The sequence below is a fragment of the Streptomyces capillispiralis genome (genome assembly GCF_007829875.1).
In the GTDB taxonomy this organism is placed as follows: Bacteria; Actinomycetota; Actinomycetes; order Streptomycetales; family Streptomycetaceae; genus Streptomyces; species Streptomyces capillispiralis.
The window spans coordinates 6129147-6146292 of sequence record NZ_VIWV01000001.1 but is presented as its reverse complement, the minus strand read 5'-3'; the positions used below and the strand labels follow the sequence as shown (position 1 = coordinate 6146292).

At 71.8% G+C, this 17146-nt stretch carries 15 protein-coding genes; 4 read left to right on the top strand and 11 right to left on the bottom strand.

Going from position 1 to position 17146, the window contains the following annotated elements; genetic code table 11:
• Window positions 1–9: 9 nt before the first annotated feature.
• The 10 genes from FHX78_RS26775 to uvrC form a co-directional block, all read right to left on the bottom strand.
• Window positions 10–345, bottom strand: a complete 336-nt coding sequence (locus tag FHX78_RS26775; RefSeq protein ID WP_003957010.1) for an RNA polymerase-binding protein RbpA — start codon at window positions 343–345, stop codon at window positions 10–12.
• 221 nt (window positions 346–566) lie between these two features.
• Window positions 567–797, bottom strand: a complete 231-nt coding sequence (gene secG, locus FHX78_RS26770) for a preprotein translocase subunit SecG (RefSeq protein WP_030858697.1) — start codon at window positions 795–797, stop codon at window positions 567–569.
• A gap of 101 nt (window positions 798–898) precedes the next feature.
• On the bottom strand, window positions 899–1675 hold the full coding sequence (tpiA, locus tag FHX78_RS26765) for a triose-phosphate isomerase (RefSeq protein ID WP_145869957.1): 777 nt from the start codon (window positions 1673–1675) through the stop codon (window positions 899–901).
• Window positions 1676–1680: 5 nt separating this feature from the next.
• On the bottom strand, window positions 1681–2892 hold the full coding sequence (locus FHX78_RS26760) for a phosphoglycerate kinase (RefSeq protein ID WP_145869956.1): 1212 nt from the start codon (window positions 2890–2892) through the stop codon (window positions 1681–1683).
• Between the two features lie 148 nt (window positions 2893–3040).
• The gene (gap, locus tag FHX78_RS26755) at window positions 3041–4048 is read right to left on the bottom strand and encodes a type I glyceraldehyde-3-phosphate dehydrogenase (RefSeq protein ID WP_145869955.1); all 1008 of its coding nucleotides are present in this window, start codon (window positions 4046–4048) and stop codon (window positions 3041–3043) included.
• Window positions 4049–4278: 230 nt separating this feature from the next.
• The gene (locus FHX78_RS26750) at window positions 4279–7233 is read right to left on the bottom strand and encodes a M14 family metallopeptidase (protein ID WP_145869954.1); all 2955 of its coding nucleotides are present in this window, start codon (window positions 7231–7233) and stop codon (window positions 4279–4281) included.
• Window positions 7234–7379: 146 nt separating this feature from the next.
• Window positions 7380–8369 (bottom strand): DNA-binding protein WhiA, encoded by a 990-nt coding sequence (gene whiA, locus FHX78_RS26745; RefSeq protein ID WP_145869953.1) that lies wholly within the window; start codon window positions 8367–8369, stop codon window positions 7380–7382.
• The gene (locus FHX78_RS26740; RefSeq protein WP_145869952.1) at window positions 8360–9427 is read right to left on the bottom strand and encodes a gluconeogenesis factor YvcK family protein; all 1068 of its coding nucleotides are present in this window, start codon (window positions 9425–9427) and stop codon (window positions 8360–8362) included. Before FHX78_RS26740 ends, whiA begins: the two co-directional genes overlap by 10 nt.
• The gene (rapZ, locus tag FHX78_RS26735) at window positions 9424–10428 is read right to left on the bottom strand and encodes an RNase adapter RapZ (protein ID WP_145869951.1); all 1005 of its coding nucleotides are present in this window, start codon (window positions 10426–10428) and stop codon (window positions 9424–9426) included. The genes FHX78_RS26740 and rapZ overlap by 4 nt, the downstream gene beginning before the upstream one ends.
• Entirely contained in the window at window positions 10425–12512 is a 2088-nt protein-coding gene (gene uvrC / locus FHX78_RS26730; protein WP_145869950.1) for an excinuclease ABC subunit UvrC, read from the bottom strand. The genes rapZ and uvrC overlap by 4 nt, the downstream gene beginning before the upstream one ends.
• Window positions 12513–12812: 300 nt before the next feature.
• Here uvrC and FHX78_RS36920 point away from each other — a divergent pair, with 300 nt between their 5' ends.
• Together FHX78_RS36920 and FHX78_RS26720 are read left to right on the top strand one after the other, a co-directional pair.
• The gene (locus FHX78_RS36920) at window positions 12813–12977 is read left to right on the top strand and encodes a hypothetical protein (RefSeq protein ID WP_167531863.1); all 165 of its coding nucleotides are present in this window, start codon (window positions 12813–12815) and stop codon (window positions 12975–12977) included.
• 288 nt (window positions 12978–13265) lie between these two features.
• Window positions 13266–14231, top strand: coding sequence for a hypothetical protein (locus tag FHX78_RS26720; RefSeq protein ID WP_145869949.1), 966 nt, complete (start codon window positions 13266–13268; stop codon window positions 14229–14231).
• A 5-nt stretch (window positions 14232–14236) separates the two neighbouring features.
• Here FHX78_RS26720 and FHX78_RS26715 read toward each other — a convergent pair whose 3' ends face one another.
• Entirely contained in the window at window positions 14237–14659 is a 423-nt protein-coding gene (locus FHX78_RS26715) for a Rieske (2Fe-2S) protein (RefSeq protein WP_145869948.1), read from the bottom strand.
• 407 nt (window positions 14660–15066) lie between these two features.
• On the opposite strand from FHX78_RS26715, the gene FHX78_RS26710 reads away from it, so the two are divergent.
• Window positions 15067–16191 (top strand): LacI family DNA-binding transcriptional regulator, encoded by a 1125-nt coding sequence (locus FHX78_RS26710; protein ID WP_229924072.1) that lies wholly within the window; start codon window positions 15067–15069, stop codon window positions 16189–16191.
• Entirely contained in the window at window positions 16188–17105 is a 918-nt protein-coding gene (locus tag FHX78_RS26705) for a carbohydrate kinase family protein (protein ID WP_145869947.1), read from the top strand. Before FHX78_RS26710 ends, FHX78_RS26705 begins: the two co-directional genes overlap by 4 nt.
• The last annotated feature ends 41 nt before the right edge of the window (window positions 17106–17146 follow it).

The following is a 17146-nucleotide window of genomic DNA, read 5'->3' as shown; positions in this document are numbered from 1 at the left end:
GCGGACCGTCTAGATCTCGCCCCGCAGCTTGGCGAGCGCCTCGGCGAGGATGGCCTCACCGTCGGCGTCGCTGCGCCGCTCCCGCACATAGGCGAGGTGCGTCTTGTAGGGCTCGGTGCGCGGCGGGTCCGGGGGGTTGTCGCGGTCCTGACCGGCCGGGAATCCGCAGCGGGGGCAGTCCCAGGTATCGGGCACCTGCGCGTCGCTCGCGAAGCTCGGCTGTGTCTCGTGCCCGTTGGAGCACCAGAAGGAGATGCGCAGCCGCGGCGCGGACTCGCCGCGCTCGGCCTCGCCCATCGGCCCCGCCCCGACCCGGCTTCCCCGGATCGCGTTGCCACTTGCCACGGTCGTAACTCCCTGCGTGATGGTGCCGCGAAGCGAGTCGGCGTACCGCTTCGCCGCGAGCGCCTCAGTCTACGTAAGGCCCAACGCGCGTCCAGTGACTGGAGTTACCAACCCCCCGCATCCAGACGCACGCCCCATGATAGGCCGCGCTCAGCTGCGCGTACCGAACATGGGGCGTTACGAGGGGAATGCGTGGGGAATGCGTGCGGATTGTGCTCGGGTCAGTTGTTCATCTTCATCGTGATGCCGAGCACGACGATGCACGCGAACCAGAGCAGACCGACCACGACGGTGATCCGGTCGAGGTTGCGCTCGGCGACCGAGGAGCCGCCGACGGAGGACTGCATGCCACCACCGAACATGTCGGAGAGGCCGCCGCCCTTCCCCTTGTGCATCAGCACCAGCAGCATCAGCAGCAGGCTGAAGACGATCAGGGCGATGGAGAACCCCAGAACCACGGCTGGACCAACTTCCTCGGATGCGGATGGACGACGCGGGGCCCGGCACACCGCCGGACCCCGCAAGCGTACGACGAATCGCCGCTACGGCCTACTCACTGGTCACGGAAACGAACGATCTTGACGAACTCGTCGGCGTCCAGGGAGGCGCCGCCGACCAGGGCGCCGTCGATGTCGGCCTGCGCCATGATCTCGGCGACGTTGCCGGACTTGACGGAGCCCCCGTACTGGATGCGGACCGCGTCGGCCAGCTCCTGGGAGTACAGCTCGGCGAGCTTGCCGCGGATGGCGGCGCAGACCTCCTGGGCGTCCTCGGCGCCGCAGACCTTGCCGGTGCCGATGGCCCACACGGGCTCGTAGGCGATCACGACCGACTCGGCCTGCTCGGCCGGGAGGTCCTTCAGACCGCCCTCGACCTGGGCGAGGGTGTGGGTGACGTGGTTGCCCGCCTCGCGGACCTCCAGCTCCTCGCCGACGCACAGGATGGGGGTGATGCCGTGCTTGTAGGCGGCCTTCACCTTGGCGTTCACGATCTCGTCGGTCTCGGCGTGGTACTGGCGCCGCTCCGAGTGCCCGACGGCGACGTAGGCGCACTTCAGCTTGGCCAGCATCGGGCCGGAGATCTCACCGGTGTAGGCGCCGCCGTCGTGCGCGGAGATGTCCTGGGCGCCGTACTTGATCCGCAGCTTGTCGCCGTCGACCAGGGTCTGTACGGAGCGCAGGTCGGTGAAGGGCGGCAGGACGGCGACCTCGACGGCCTCGTAGTCCTTGTCGGCCAGGGCGAAGGCGAGCTTCTGGACGTGGGCGATGGCCTCGAGGTGGTTGAGGTTCATCTTCCAGTTGCCCGCCATCAGCGGCGTGCGGGTGCTCATTGAGGTCAGTCCTCCAGTGCGGCGAGGCCGGGGAGCGTCTTGCCCTCGAGGTATTCGAGGGAGGCGCCGCCTCCGGTCGAGATGTGGCCGAATGCCTGCTCGTCGAAGCCCAGGGTACGGACCGCCGCGGCGGAGTCGCCGCCGCCGACCACGGTGAAGCCCGGGGAGTCGAGGAGGGCCTGGGCGACCGCCTTGGTGCCCTCGGCGTAGTCGGGGTGCTCGAAGACGCCCATGGGGCCGTTCCAGAAGACGGTGGCGGCGTCGGCGAGCTTCGAGGCGTACAGCTTGCGGGTCTGAGGACCGATGTCCAGACCCATGTGGCCGGCCGGCATGGCGTCCGCGGCGACGGTGGTGGGGTGGGACGGCGCCTTGGCCTTCATGTCGGGGAACTCCGCGGCGACCAGCGTGTCGACCGGCAGCACCAGCTCGACGCCGTTCTTCTCGGCGCGCTCCAGGTACTCCAGGACGGCCGGGATCTGGTCCTCCTGCAGCAGGGAGGTGCCGATCTCGTGACCCTGGGCCTTGAGGAAGGTGTACGCCATGCCGCCGCCGATGAGGATCCGGTCGGCCTTGCCGAGCAGCTCGTCGATGACGGCGAGCTTGTCGGACACCTTGGCGCCGCCGAGGGCGACGACGTAGGGGCGCTTGACGTCGTCGGTGAGCTTCTTCAGGACGCCGACCTCGGTGGCGATGAGGTACCCGGCGTAGTGCGGCAGGCGGGCCGGGAGGTCGAAGACCGAGGCGTGCCCCCGGTGCACCGCGCCGAAGCCGTCGCCCACGTACACGTCGGCGAGGGCGGCGAGCCGGTCGGCGAACGCGCCGCGCTCGGCGTCGTCCTTGCTGGTCTCGCCGGCGTTGAAGCGCAGGTTCTCGATGACCGCGACCTGCCCGTCGGCGAGGCCGGCGACGGTGGCGCCGGCGGACTCGCCGACCGTGTCGGTCGCGAACGCCACGTCGGCGCCGAGGAGTTCACCGAGGCGCGCGGCGGCCGGGGCGAGGGAGAAGGCGGGGTCCGGGGCGCCCTTGGGGCGGCCCAGGTGCGAGGCCACGACCACGCGGGCGCCCGCCTCGGCGAGCGCCTTGACGGTGGGCAGCACGGCGCGGATGCGGCCGTCGTCGGTGATGGTGGTGCCGTCCAGCGGCACGTTGAGGTCGGCGCGGACGAGGACCCGCCGGCCCGTGACGCCTTCGGTGAGGAGTTCGTCGATCGTCTTCATGAGGGGGCTCCCTGGCTAGAGCTCGTGTTCGCTCGTGATCGCTCGTGATCGAAAGAGGGCGGCTGTTCCGATACGTGCGTCAGGGCTCGGACAGTGCGTTGCCGCACCGGCCGAGCCCTGCACTCATATCAGGCTGCCCGCTCCACGATCAGAGCTGGTTGCCCACGAAGACCGTCAGGTCGACGAGGCGGTTGCTGTAGCCCCACTCGTTGTCGTACCAGCCGATGACCTTCACGCTCTTGCCCTCCTGGACCATGGTCAGGGAGGAGTCGAAGGTGCAGGACGCCGGGGCGTTGACGATGTCGGAGGAGACGATCTCGTCCTCGGTGTACTCGAGGTAGCCCTTGAGCTCGCCCTCGGCGGCCTTCTGGAAGGCGGCGTTGACCTCTTCCTTGGTGACCTCGCGGGAGAGCTCCACGACCAGGTCGGTGACCGAGCCGGTCGGGACCGGGACGCGCATGGCCATGCCGTCCAGCTTGCCCTTGAGCTGCGGGAGCACCAGGGCGGTGGCCTTGGCGGCGCCCGTCGTGGTCGGGATGATGTTCTCGGCGGCGGCACGGGCGCGGCGCAGGTCCTTGTGCGGGAAGTCGAGGATGCGCTGGTCGTTCGTGTACGCGTGCACCGTCGTCATCAGGCCCTTGACGATGCCGAAGTTCTCGTCGAGCACCTTCGCCATCGGCGCCACGCAGTTGGTGGTGCAGGAGGCGTTGGAGATGACGTGGTGGTTCGCCGGGTCGTACTTCTCGTGGTTGACGCCCATGACCACGGTGATGTCCTCGTCCTTGGCCGGAGCCGAGATGAGGACCTTCTTCGCGCCGCCGGCGATGTGCTTCTCGGCGTCGGCCTTCTTGGTGAAGATGCCGGTCGACTCGATGACGATGTCGACGCCCAGCTCGCCCCACGGGATGTCGGCGGGGTTGCGCTCGGAGAGCACCTTGATCGTTTTGCCGTCCACGGTGATCGTGTCGGCGGTGTGGGAGACCTCCTGCTTGAGGCGGCCCAGGATGGTGTCGTACTTCAGCAGGTGCGCAGTGGTCGCCGTGTCACCCAGGTCGTTGACGGCCACGATCTCGATGTCGGCGCCCTGCTCCAGCAGTGCGCGGAAGTAGTTGCGACCGATGCGGCCAAACCCGTTGATGCCTACGCGGATCGTCACGAACCGATCTCCTCGTTGGTACGCCGGCTCTGTGCCGGCGAGCTGTATTTGGGATGTCCCCGACCACTGCCGACCCTACCTCTCCGGGGCCCTGGCCGTGACATCGAGTTGCCCCGTACCCGGCAGGGCGGTCCGTACCCGTCGGTAGGGCACGGACCGCCCGGACCGGCCGGCGGCCCCTCGTCACTCCGGGTGACCACGGGCCGCCGGTCCCGGCCCATGGGTGCCGGTCACCTGCCGAGGGCGGCCAGGGCCTTTCCCAGCAGCGCCGACCGGTCCGCCGGGGACGTCAGGTGCTCCAGGCCGAAGCCCAGCAGCACGGTGTCACCGGTGGTGACCGCCGCGTACGTCCGGAACAGCGCCCCGGTGCGGGTCCAGTCCTTCAGGACGGCCGGGCTGCCCGCGGGCGGCCCGGAGGCGCTCCAGACGCCGAGGGACGTCTCGAAGCCCTCGGTCCCGGTGGCCGTGCCGCCGACGACCAGGGAGGCGTCGTCGGCGAGGACGCCGTGGCCGCCGCCGCCCGGGTCGGTGACGTAGGCGATCGAGACCTCGACCGTCTTCCCGGCGTAGGCGCTCAGGTCGAACTCCACCTGCCGCCAGCCGCCGGAGGAGCCGGTGAGGGCGTTCCAGGACCCGGTGGTGCCGGTCGCGGCGCAGCCGTCGTCGGACAGCGTCAGGTAGTGCTCCAGCCAGGGGTGCCCGCCGACGTAGAACCCGGCCGCGCACTCGCTCGGCACGGTGGTGCGGGTCGCGCCGCCCGCCTCGGGCAGGGTCGTCCAGTCGTCGGCGCCGGCGGTGTGCGCCTCGACGACGACGTGGTCGTAGCCCTGCTCGGTGTCCCACAGCAGCTGGGTGCGCAGCGCGGGCCGATCGGCAGCGTCGACACCGGTGAGGTCGACGGTGCGGGTCAGGCGCTTGTAGCCGTCGTCGGTGTGGACGGCGGCGGCCATGTAGGAGCCGGCGTGGGGCCCGTACGGGTTGACCGTGCCCGGGTATCCGCCGGCGCCGGCGCTCGCGAACCGCGGGTACTTCTCCGCCGGCAGCTCGTCGGAGGTGACGCCGTAGGTGCCGGCCCTGTCCAGCGGGTTGCCGGGCGCGTCGCCGAGTGGGCCGGTGAAGCCGGCCAGCCCCCCGGATCCGGTGAACGCGCCGGCCCCGGAGGCCGAGGTGCGCGAGTAGGCACCCAGGTAGTACTGGCCGAAGTCGTCGGACAGGGTGCCGCCGCCGAGGTCGACGCCGCCGCCGGCCTGCTCGCCCGCCTCGATCAGCCGGCCGCCCTCGTTCAGGAAGGCCCGCAGCTGGAGCTGGGTGGCGACACCCGGGGTGCCGGCGCCGGTGTAGTGCACCACCGTGCGGAAGTGGCCGAGCACGCCGAGCGCGTCGGGCGCGCCCCGCTCGGCCACGTCCCAGACGGCCGCCCTGTGGCCGTTGGCCCTCAGCGCGTCGACGTACGTCCCGGCCCGTGCGGCCTTCGCGCCCTCCTCGGCGACGACGAGGACGTCCGCGCGGGGCCGTTCGGCGACGGTGTAGGTGAAGTGCTCGCTGGAGACGTCCCGGCCGTTCTCGGACTCGCCGGTGAACCACACCTCGACCTCGTCGCCCGGCCCGCCGTGCTCCACCTCGGCCCGGTACTCGTCGAAGTAGAGGTTGTCCTCGCCGCCGTACCGCTCGCCGCCCTTGAAGCGTTCGAGGTCCTCCTCGTGCGTACGGCCCCCGTTGACGCGGTATTTGAGCTCCTTGTCGCGCACCGCCCTGCGGACGACGACGGAGACCTCCTGGTCGGCGCCGCGCGCGTACGAGGTCCCGAAGGCGGCCGGGGTGAAGTCCGCGGCCTCGAGGCCGACCGCGGAGGACGGCCGGTCGGGGTGGGCGGCGCTCTCGGCCACGGAGAGCGCGAACGGGACGTTCTTGGCGAACTCCTGCTGGATCAGCTTCTCGTCGTCGGGGAAGTTGAAGCCCGACCGGCAGTCGCCCGCGTTCCACTCGTCGTCGGGGTCGAGGTCGGACACGGTCTGGCAGGTCGACATCTCGGGGGTGAACATCGCCATGCCGTTGACGTTGGCCGCGTGGCCGTCGGCCTCGCCGTTGGTGGTGTACAGCTCCGAGGAGAGCTGCGGGTGGTAGCCGGGGATCGCGGAGTTGCCGGGCGTGCCGGCCAGGGCTTCGTAGAGGACGTCGTCCGGGGTCGGCGTGGCGACCTGCCAGCCGACCCCGTAGAGGAGGAGTTCGGCGGCGGAGTGGTAGTTGATGCCGTAGGTGAAGCCGATCCGCTTCTGGAAGGCGTCGATCGCCTTGGTCTCGGGCTCGGAGCCGGGGCTCGCGCCGCGGTAGGTCTGGCTGGTGGGGCTGGGGGACGAGCCCTCGTCGTCGTAGCCCCACTTGTAGGGGAAGTTGCGGTTCAGGTCGACGCCGTCGCCGGTGCCGATGACACCGTCGCCGTTGACGTCCCGCAGGTTCTTGCGCCACAGGCGGTTGTCGTCGTCGGCGAAGGTGTGGTCGTAGCCGTCGGGGTTGGCCGACAGGACGAACCAGAGTTCGGTGGTGTCGACGATCTTCTTGATCCGCTTGTCGGTCCGGTAGCTGTCCAGGTAGTGGTGCATCAGCCGCCGGGTCATCTCCGGGGTGATCCACTCCCGCGCGTGCTGGTTCGACAGGTAGAGGACGGCGGGCTTGGAGCCGTCCTCGGCGGTCCTGGCGTTCCGGGAGAGTTTCAGGGCGAGGATGTCCTGGCCCCTGATCGTCCTGCCGATGGAGACGACCTTGGTGAGGCCGGGGTGCTCCCGCGCGGTGCGCAGGATCTCCTCCTTGAGGCCGCCCTCGCCGCCGTACGGGCGGAACACGCCGTCGGCGGCGGCCGCGACCCGGTTCTCCGCCCGGGCGGAGAGGGTGTGTTCGGTGAGGTCGACGCCCTGCTTCTCCAGCTTCCGGGCCTGTCCGTCGGTCAGGTAGACCTCGACGGTGGCCGTGCCCCGGTCGGGCACCCGCTCCCCGAGTTCGTGTCCGTCCTGCCCCGCCGCCAGCAGCAGGGGCACCTGCTCCTCGGTGACCTCGGCGCGGAAGACCTTCACCTCGCCGGTGTCGGAGGCCGCCGGGTCCGCGGGTCGTGCCTGGGCGACGGGTGCGAAGCCGGCTCCGCCGATCAGGAGCGCGCCGACAGCGAGGACCGCTCTCGCTCTTCGTCTCATGAACCCCCCTTGCCTGGGTCCGCCACAGCGGCGAACAGATGCCAGGCTCATGACACGGCATGATCGAGTCAAGGGCGCCGTCGTGACACGCGAAGACCGGCGCCGTTCACCCGAGCGGGCGTCGACGCCGGTCCCCGGACGGTCCGTCAGCCGACGAGATTGTCGGCGAGTTCCTCGCTCAGGTTGGCGTCCGTACCCGGGATCCCGAGGTCGGCGGCGCGCTTGTCGGCCATGGCGAGCAGCCGGCGGATCCGGCCGGCCACGGCGTCCTTGGTGAGCGGCGGGTCGGCGAGCGCGCCCAGCTCCTCCAGGGAGGCCTGCTTGTGCTCCATGCGCAGCCGACCGGCCGCGGCGAGGTGCTCGGGCACGTCGTCGGCGAGGATCTCCAGGGCACGCTGCACCCGGGCACCGGCCGCCACGGCCGCGCGGGCGGAACGGCGCAGGTTGGCGTCGTCGAAGTTGGCCAGCCGGTTCGCCGTGGCGCGCACCTCGCGGCGCATCCGGCGCTCCTCCCAGGCCAGCACCGACTCGTGCGCGCCGAGGCGGGTGAGCAGGGCGCCGATCGCGTCGCCGTCGCGGACCACGACCCGGTCCACGCCCCGCACCTCGCGCGCCTTCGCCGCGATCGACAGCCGGCGGGCCGCGCCGACCAGCGCGAGCGCGGCCTCCGGGCCGGGGCAGGTCACTTCCAGGGAGGAGGAACGGCCGGGCTCGGTGAGGGAGCCGTGCGCCAGGAAGGCCCCGCGCCAGGCCGCCTCCGCGTCGCAGGTGGCCCCCGAGACCACCTGCGGGGGCAGGCCGCGGATCGGGCGGCCCCGGCCGTCCACCAGGCCCGTCTGACGGGCGAGCTGGTCGCCGCCCGCGACCACCCGGACGACGTAGCGCGAACCGCGGCGCAGTCCGCCCGGAGCCATCACGATCAGTTCGGAGCTGTGGCCGAAGATCTCCAGGATGTCGCGCTTGAGGCGGCGCGCCGCCATCGCGGTGTCCAGCTCCGCCTCGATCACGATGCGCCCGCTCACCAGATGGAGGCCGCCGGCGAACCGCAGCACGGCGGAGACCTCCGCCTTCCTGCAGCAGGTACGGGTGACGGGGAGCCGGCTGATCTCGTCCTTCACCGCTGCCGTCATCGCCATGGGCCGATCCTTCCATGCATCCGAAAAATACGGTCGTACGCGGCGGCCAACAGCTCCGGATCGTGCCGGGGGCTTCCGTCGGGCCGGGCCACCGGGGCCAGCTCGACCGCGGCGCCCAGCCGCTTGGCGGCATCGGTCAGCGAGTCGCGGTCGGGCACGGCGGCCTCGTCGGCCAGCACCACGTCCAGGGCGAGTTTAGGGGCGTGTCGTCCCAAAACCTCCAAATGACGCTGCGGGGAGAAGCCCTCGGTTTCTCCTGGCTGCGGGGCGAGGTTCAGCGAGAGTACCCGGCGAGCCTTCGTCTCGATGAGGGCGTCCAGCAGGTCCGGCACGAGCAGGTGCGGGATGACCGAGGAGAACCAGGAGCCGGGGCCGAGCACCACCCAGTCGGCGTCCAGGACCGCCTCCACCGCCTCGGGGACGGCCGGCGGGTCGTTCGGCACGAGGTGCACCGACTGCACCTCGCCGGGGGTCAGGGCGACGGTCGCCTGGCCGCGGACGGTGTCGACCTCCTCGGGCCGCTCCGGGTCGTGCCCCCTGACCAGCGCCTGGAGCTCCAGCGGGACGGCGGACATGGGCAGCACCCGCCCGTGCGCGCCCAGCAGCCGGCCGACCAGGTCCAGCGCCTGGACGTGGTCGCCGAGCTGCTCCCACAGGGCGACGATCAGCAGATTGCCGACCGCGTGCTCGTGCAGGTCGCCCCTGGACTGGAAGCGGTGCTGGATGACCCGGGCCCAGGTCTGGCCCCAGTCGTCGTCGCCGCACAGCGCGGCCAGCGCCTTGCGCAGGTCGCCGGGGGGCAGCACGCCCAGTTCGTCCCGCAGGCGCCCGCTGGAGCCGCCGTCGTCGGCCACCGTGACGACGGCGGTGAGGTCGCCGGTGATCCGGCGCAGCGCGGCGAGCGAGGCGGACAGCCCCATGCCGCCGCCCAGGGCGACCACCTTCGGCTGGGCGCCCCTGCGGCGCGGTCTCGCGCCGCGGACGTCGGCCGGCCGGCCGGCGCGCCCCTCGGGAACCGCTCTGCGCAGCCGGCTCAGCCGCGGAGTACGTGGTGTCATTCGCGTCCCATGTCCCGGTGGACGACCACCGTCTCCACGCCCTCGGCGGCGAGCCGGGCGGCGAGCTTCTCCGAGGTGGCGACCGAGCGGTGCTTGCCCCCGGTGCAGCCGACGGCGATCGTCACGTAACGCTTGCCCTCACGACGGTAGCCCGCGGCGATGAGGCGCAGCAGCTCGGCGTACCGGTCGAGGAACTCCTTGGCGCCGGGCTGGTTGAAGACGTACGCCGCCACCTCCTCGTTGAGGCCGGTGTACGGGCGCAGCTCGGGGACCCAGTGCGGGTTGGGCAGGAAGCGCATGTCCACGACCAGGTCGGCGTCGACCGGGAGGCCGTACTTGAAGCCGAAGGACATCACCGTGGCACGCAGCTCGGGTTCCTCCTCCCCGGCGAACTGGGCGTCCATCTTGGCGCGCAGCTCGTGCACGTTGAGGCTGGAGGTGTCGATCACCAGGTCGGCGTCGCCGCGCAGCTCGCGCAGCAGCTCCCGCTCGGCGGCGATGCCGTCGACGATCCGGCCGTCGCCCTGGAGCGGGTGCGGGCGGCGCACCGACTCGAAGCGGCGCACCAGGGCCTCGTCGGAGGACTCCAGGAACACCGTCCGCCGGGTGACCCCGCGTCCGTCGAGGTCGGCCAGGGACTCGCGGAGGTTGTCGAAGAAGCGCCGGCCGCGGACGTCGACGACCACCGCGATCCGCGCCACGTTGCCCTGGGAGCGGGCACCGAGCTCCACCATGGTGGGGATCAGCGCGGGCGGCAGGTTGTCCACGACGAACCAGCCGAGGTCCTCCAGACACTTCGCGGCCGTCGAGCGGCCGGCCCCGGACATGCCGGAGATGATCACCAGCTCGGGGATGGCCGCCTCGGGCACCCCGGCCGCTTCCTTGCCCGTACCCACCTGTGCTCCGTCGTCCTGGCCGTCGCCGGGGCGGGTGGCGTCCGCACCGGTGTCCTGCTGTGCCCGATCTCGCTGCGCCTCGGGCCCTGTCTCGTTCTCGGTCATCGCTCCTGCCCCCGTCGTTCGTCCGGGGCGCCCGTGGACACGGGTTCCCCGGGAGAACCCGTGGTGTCCCCGGGTTCTTCCGTGTCGTCCATGATCTCGCCCGTCGCCGTGTTCACGGCGGGGGCGGCGGGTGCCGCCCGGGCGAGGGCCGCGACGATCGTCTCGGCCGTCTTGCGACCTATGCCCGGAACGTCACAGATCTGCTCGATTGTCGCCGATCGCAGCTTCTTCAACGACCCGAAGTGTTTGATCAGCGCCTGCTTGCGGGTGTCCCCGAGGCCGGGCACGTCGTCCAGGGGACTGGAACGGAAGCGCTTGGCACGCTTGGCGCGCTGGTAGGTGATCGCGAAGCGGTGGGCCTCGTCACGGACCCGCTGGAGCAGGTAGAGGCCCTCACTGGTGCGGGGCAGCACCACCGGGTCGTTCTCGCCCGGCAGCCACACCTCCTCCAGCCGCTTGGCGAGGCCGCACACCGCGATGTCGTCGATGCCGAGCCCGTCCAGCGCCCGCCGGGCCGCCGCGACCTGCGGGGCGCCGCCGTCGACCACGACGAGCTGCGGCGGGTAGGCGAAACGCTTGGGGCGGCCGTCGTCCTCCGTGAGGGTGCTCGCGGGGGGCTCGGTGAGACCGTCGGGGGCCGTGCCCGGGGCGCCGTCGTCACCGTCGGTCCACTCCCCCGTCCGCTCCTTCTCCGCCAGGTAGCGGCGGAAGCGGCGGGTGATCACCTCGTGCATGGAGCGGACGTCGTCCTGCCCCGCGAACCCCTTGATCTGGAAGCGGCGGTACTCGCTCTTGCGGGCCAGTCCGTCCTCGAAGACGACCATGGACGCCACCACGTCGTCACCCTGGAGGTGCGAGATGTCGTAGCACTCGATCCTCAGCGGGGCGCTGTCCAGGCCGAGCGCGTCGCTGATCTCCTCCAGCGCGCGCGAGCGCGTGGTGAGGTCGGAGGCCCGCTTGGTCTTGTGCAGCACGAGCGCCTGCTGGGCGTTGCGCTCCACGGTCTCCATCAAAGCCTTCTTGTCGCCGCGCTGCGGTATCCGCAGGGAGACGCCGGAGCCGCGCCGCTCGGTGAGCCACTGCTGGACCGGCTCCACCGGGTCGGGCAGGGCGGGCACCAGGACCTCCCGGGGGACCGCGTCGCCCCTCTCCTCGCCGTAGAGCTGCTGCAGGGCGTGCTCGACGAGGGCGCCGGTGGTGATCTCCTCCACCTTGTCGGTGACCCAGCCGCGCTGGCCGCGCACCCGTCCGCCGCGGACGTGGAAGATCTGGACGGCCGCCTCCAGCTCGTCCTCGGCGACCGCGATCAGATCGGCGTCGGTCGCGTCGGCGAGCACGACCGCGTTCTTCTCCATGGCCTTCTTCAGGGCCCCGATGTCGTCGCGCAGACGGGCGGCCCGCTCGTACTCCATCTCCTCGGCCGCCTCCGTCATCTGCTTCTCCAGACGGCGCAGGTAGGTGCCCGTGCGGCCCGCCATGAAGTCGCAGAACTCCTCGGCCAGTTCGCGGTGCTCCTCGGCGGAGACCCGGTCCACGCAGGGCGCCGAGCACTTGCCGATGTAACCGAGCAGACAGGGGCGGCCGGTGCGGGCCGCGTTCTTGAACACCCCGGCCGAGCAGGTGCGGACCGGGAAGACCCGCAGCAGCAGGTCCACGGTGTCGCGGATCGCCCACGCGTGCGCGTACGGGCCGAAGTAGCGCACGCCCTTCTTCTTGTGACCCCGCATCACCTGCACGCGCGGGAACTCCTCGCTCATCGTCACCGCGAGGTACGGGTAGCTCTTGTCGTCGCGGTACTTGACGTTGAACCGGGGGTCGTACTCCTTGATCCAGGAGTACTCCAGCTGGAGCGCCTCGACCTCCGTGGACACCACCGTCCACTCCACGGACGCGGCCGTGGTGACCATGGAGCGGGTGCGCGGGTGCAGCCCGGCCAGGTCCTGGAAGTAGTTCGCCAGGCGCTGGCGCAGGCTCTTCGCCTTTCCGACGTAGATCACCCGGCGGTGCTCGTCGCGGAACCGGTAGACCCCCGGCGAGTCGGGGATCTCACCCGGTTTGGGGCGGTAGCTGGAGGGGTCGGCCATGTCTCACACCCTACTGGCGGGGACCGACAGGGCGGCGGGGCTGGGGGGTGGTGGGGCTGGGGGGTAGCGGGGGGGGTGGTGGGGGTGGAGTGGGGACGGGGGTGGGGTGGGGACGGGGTGGGGGGCGGTGGGGCGGCCGGTGGGGGTGGGGGTGGTCAGGCGGGGGCGCGGTGGGGTGACAGGGGGTCCGGCGGGGGCGCGGTGGGGGCCGGAGGGGTTACGACGTGCGGGAAGCGGGAAGGTGGGGGGTCCGTCCCTCGGGCGAGCGGCGGACGGTCACGAGTCGGAGGGCTGGTCGAAATGCGACAGACACGGATCGAGAAACCACGACGACCGGCCCGCACCCGCCGCCGGTACGCGGACGAGCCGTCCGCCCCCTTCGAATCCCTCGACCCCCGCGATCCCGACATCGTGCGCGCCAAGCGCCTCCGCCTGCGGGACCAGGACGCGACCGGCGGTTCGTAGAGCGGGTCACACTCCGAACAAGAACCTCATCACCGTACGGGCCACGGGGCCGTACCGGCCGTCGGGGCCGGTGCGGCCCCGTCGGCGTGCGCCGCCGTCCGGTCACCAGGTGTTGGGCACGAGGTGTTGTCGGGGCTTGGTCAACACGCTTCAATGCGGGGGAACTCCGGGCCCTGAACGACGGCATACGGATGTGAAGGCTCCGCCGCGCCGGCGGGGGCGGTTCCGGGGTGACCCGCGCGAAACGGTCTGACCAGCCGTTGTGGACATTCACAGAAAGGCCCCTGCATGCCGCACGCCACACAGCAGGCGGACACCACACAGCAGGCCGACGCCGCCCCCGGGGAACTGGACTCGGCTCTGCGCGGTGGCCCGTTCCACGTCGCCCTGCGCGCCGCGATCGCCGCGCGGGGACTGCCGTTGCAGCGGGTGCAGCACCATCTGTCGTGCCGCGGCGTCAAGGTCGGCGTCACCAGCCTGAGTTACTGGCAGCAGGGCGCCCGCCGCCCGCAACGCCCCGAGTCGCTGCGCGCCGTACGCGCGCTGGAAGAGATCCTGCGCCTGCCGGAGGAGTCACTGATCCGGCTGCTCGCCGAGCCCGACGGCCCCCCGGCGGACCGCCGCTCCGCGGGCCGCTCACACCGTTCCCTGGTGGAGGCCTCGGACGTGCTGGACCGGCTCCTGGCCGACTTCGGCGCACCGCGCGACGGCGGGCTGCACACCCTGGGGCATCACGAACGGGTGCGGATCGGAGCGCACCGCGAGCTCGCGGAGCGCGAGTCGCACCACATAGTGCGCGCCCACCGGGACGGCGTCGACCGCTATGTGGCCGTCCACCACGGCGACCCCGGCTCCACACCGGAACGGATGACCGTGCACGCCCTGGAGAACTGCCGGACCGGACGCGTCCGCCGGCACCACGACACCGGGATGCTCGCGGTCGAGCTGCTCTTCGGCACCCGCCTGCGCGCCGGCGACACCTTCCTCTTCCGCTACGCCGTCGAGGACGGCACGGCCGGGGTCTCGCACGAGTACGTGCGCGGGGCGGACTCCACGGGCGGCCAGTACGCGCTCCAGGTCCGCTTCGGCTCCGGGACGCTCCCGGTGCGCTGCCACCGGTTCACCCAGCACTCGGCGGCGGCACCGCGCAGCGGCCATCAGGAACTGACGCTCAGCGGGCTGCACCGCTCCGTGCACCTGGTCGAACCGCGCGTGCGGTCGGGGTACCTGGGAATCGCCTGGGACTGGGACTGACCCGGTCAGGTCTGCGGCCCGGCCACCATCGTCCCGTTCTTCACCTCGATGGCCAGCGGCTTCAGCGGAGCCACCGCCGGCTCGCGCAGCACCTTCCCGGTGACGGCGTCGAACTCACTGCCGTGGCAGGGACAGATCAGCTTCGCCCCCTCCAGCTTGTTGATGGGGCACCCCGCGTGCGTGCACAGGGAGCTGTACGCCTTGAGGGAGCCGTCCTCCCCCCGACTGACCACCACATTCGGGTCCCGGTACAGCTTCGCGCCGTCCTCCGCGACCTCGCTCTCGGGACCGAGCTCCACGGGCTCGGCCAACGGCTCCACCGTGTCGTCCTCGACTCCCCCGCACGCGGCGAGCCCCAGTCCGGCGACGGGGGTGAGGGCCACGCCTCGCAGGACGGTACGACGGCTCGCGGCGGGGCGGGCGGACATGGGGACTCCACTGGTCGGACGGCAGTGCATCAGCAGACATCGGGACGATACCGGGGTGATCGCGGGTGGGGTTGGGTGGGGTTGGGGGAGGCTCGCCGGGCGGCTTTGGGTGGGAGTCACGTGCGTCGCTGCGTGATCGTCGGCGGGAATGGCTGCGTGGAGAGTGGGCGTAAACGATTGCGCAAACGTCGGCGCAAGCGATCGCGTAAACGTCTGCGCAAGCGGTTGCGCAAACGCTTGCGTAACCGCATACGTAAGCGCTTCCGCGAACAGGCACGCAAGCGCTCGCGCAATCGATCACGCAAGCGCCTCCCGTAAACGCTTACGTAAACGTTTATGCCACCCCACTCGATGGGATACCCTCCCCAGCCAGCAGCCCCCGACGCCGCACCCGAGGAGACCGCACGATGGCGACCATGGCCGATGTGGCGCGCAGCGCCGGTGTCTCGGTCGCGACCGTCTCCCACGTCCTGAACGACACCCGCCCGGTGCTGCCCCACACCCGCCAGGCGGTACTGGACGCGGTGGAGGAGCTCGGCTACACGCCGAACACCCTGGCGCGCTCCCTGGTGACGTCCCGGACCCGGTCGATCGGGCTGGCCGTGTCGGCGATCAGCAACCCGTACTTCACGGAGATCCTCCAGGGCGTCGAGGCAGCGGCCCTGGAGCACGGGTACAGCCTGCTCATCGCGGATCCGCACGACGACCCGCAGCATGAGCGGAAGGTCGTCCAGCTGCTGCACGAGCGCAGGGTGGAGGGCATGATCGTCGCGCCCTCCGCGCAACCGCGCGAGCTGCTCGCCTACCTCGGGCGCCATCAGGTGCCGGCCGTGTTCCTGGACCGGCTGGTCGACGCGCCCGGGGACGGCGGCGGGCCGCGTTTCGACCAGGTGTGCGCGGAAAGCACGGAGCCGACGGCCCGGCTCGTCACCCATCTCGCCGGCCTCGGCCACCGTCGTATCGCCCTGGTCGCGGGCCGGCCGGGGCTCAGCACCACGTCCGAGCGCATCACCGGCTACCGGCACGGTCTCGCGGCCTCCGGGCTGCCGTTCGACGAACGGCTCCTGGTGCACGGCTACTCCGAGTCGACCGGTGGCGAACGGGCCACCGCCGGCCTGCTCTCCCTCGGCTCACGCCCCACGGCGCTGGTCACCGCCAACAACGCCATGACCATCGGCGCGCTGCGTGCCCTGCGAGCGGAGGGACTGTCCGTGCCCGGGGACATCGCGTTGTGCTGTTTCGACGACTTCGCCTGGGCGGACCTCTTCTCGCCGCGTCTCACGGCGATCGCCCAGCCCAGCCGGGACATCGGCGCCCGGGCCGTCCAGGTACTGCTGGACCGCCTCGACGCACCGGAGCGTCCCGCGCGGACCGAACGGCTGCCGTGCGCCTTCGTGCACCGCACGTCCTGCGGCTGCCCGGACGACCCGCAGCCCGGACCGGGCGAGCGGCCTCAGCAGCAGCCCGAGCGCCCGGACCGTCCCGGGCGAGCCATGCATTCCGAGCGTCCCCCGAAAGGAAGTTCCTCGTGATCGTCGTAGCCGGTGAGGCACTGATCGACCTGGTGCCGCAGGGCGCCGGCGCGCTCGCGGCGCTGACGCCGGCGCTCGGCGGCGGCCCGTACAACACGGCGGTGGCGCTGGGACGCCTCGGCTCCCCCGCCGCCTTCTGCTCCCGGGTGTCCCGCGACGCCTTCGGTGAGGCGCTGCTGGACCGGTTGCGGGAGACCGGGGTGGAGGTGTCGTCGGTGCAGCGCGGTGACGAGCCGACGACGCTCGCCGTGGCCACGGTCGGCACGGACGGTTCGGCGGCGTACTCGTTCTATGTGGAGGGGACGGCGGACCGGCTGTTCACGGCGCCGGAGGGACTGCCGGCCGGTGCCCGCGCGGTGTCCTTCGGGACCTGTTCGCTCGTACTGGAGCCGGGCGCGAGCGCGTACGAGGAGCTGATGCGCACCGCCTCCGCGCGGGGTGTGTTCACGGCGCTGGACCCGAACATCCGCCCGGGACTGATACCGGATGCCGACGCCTACCGGTCCCGGTTCATGAGGTGGCTGCCGTCGGTGTCGTTGCTGAAGGTGTCGGCGGAGGACGCCGAGTGGCTCGGTGGTTCCCCCCGGGAGTGGCTGGCGGCCGGTCCGGCGGCGGTCGTGGTCACGAAGGGCGGGGACGGTCTGACCGTGTTCACGCGCGGGGGCGGCGAGTACGCCGTTCCGGGTGAGCGGGTCGAGGTGGTGGACACGATCGGCGCCGGTGACACGGTGAACGCGGCGCTGCTGCACCGCCTCGCGGCCCGCGACGCGCTCAGTGACGAGGGCCTCGACTCGCTGGGCGCGGAGGGGTGGGAGGACCTGCTCGGCTTCGCGGCGCGCGCGGCGGCGATCACCTGTTCACGCGCCGGCGCGGAACCGCCGTACGCCCACGAGCTGGAGCCGAAGGACGCCTGAACGCGGACGCGCCGTGCCGCGCGGGGAGATCGGTCCCCGCG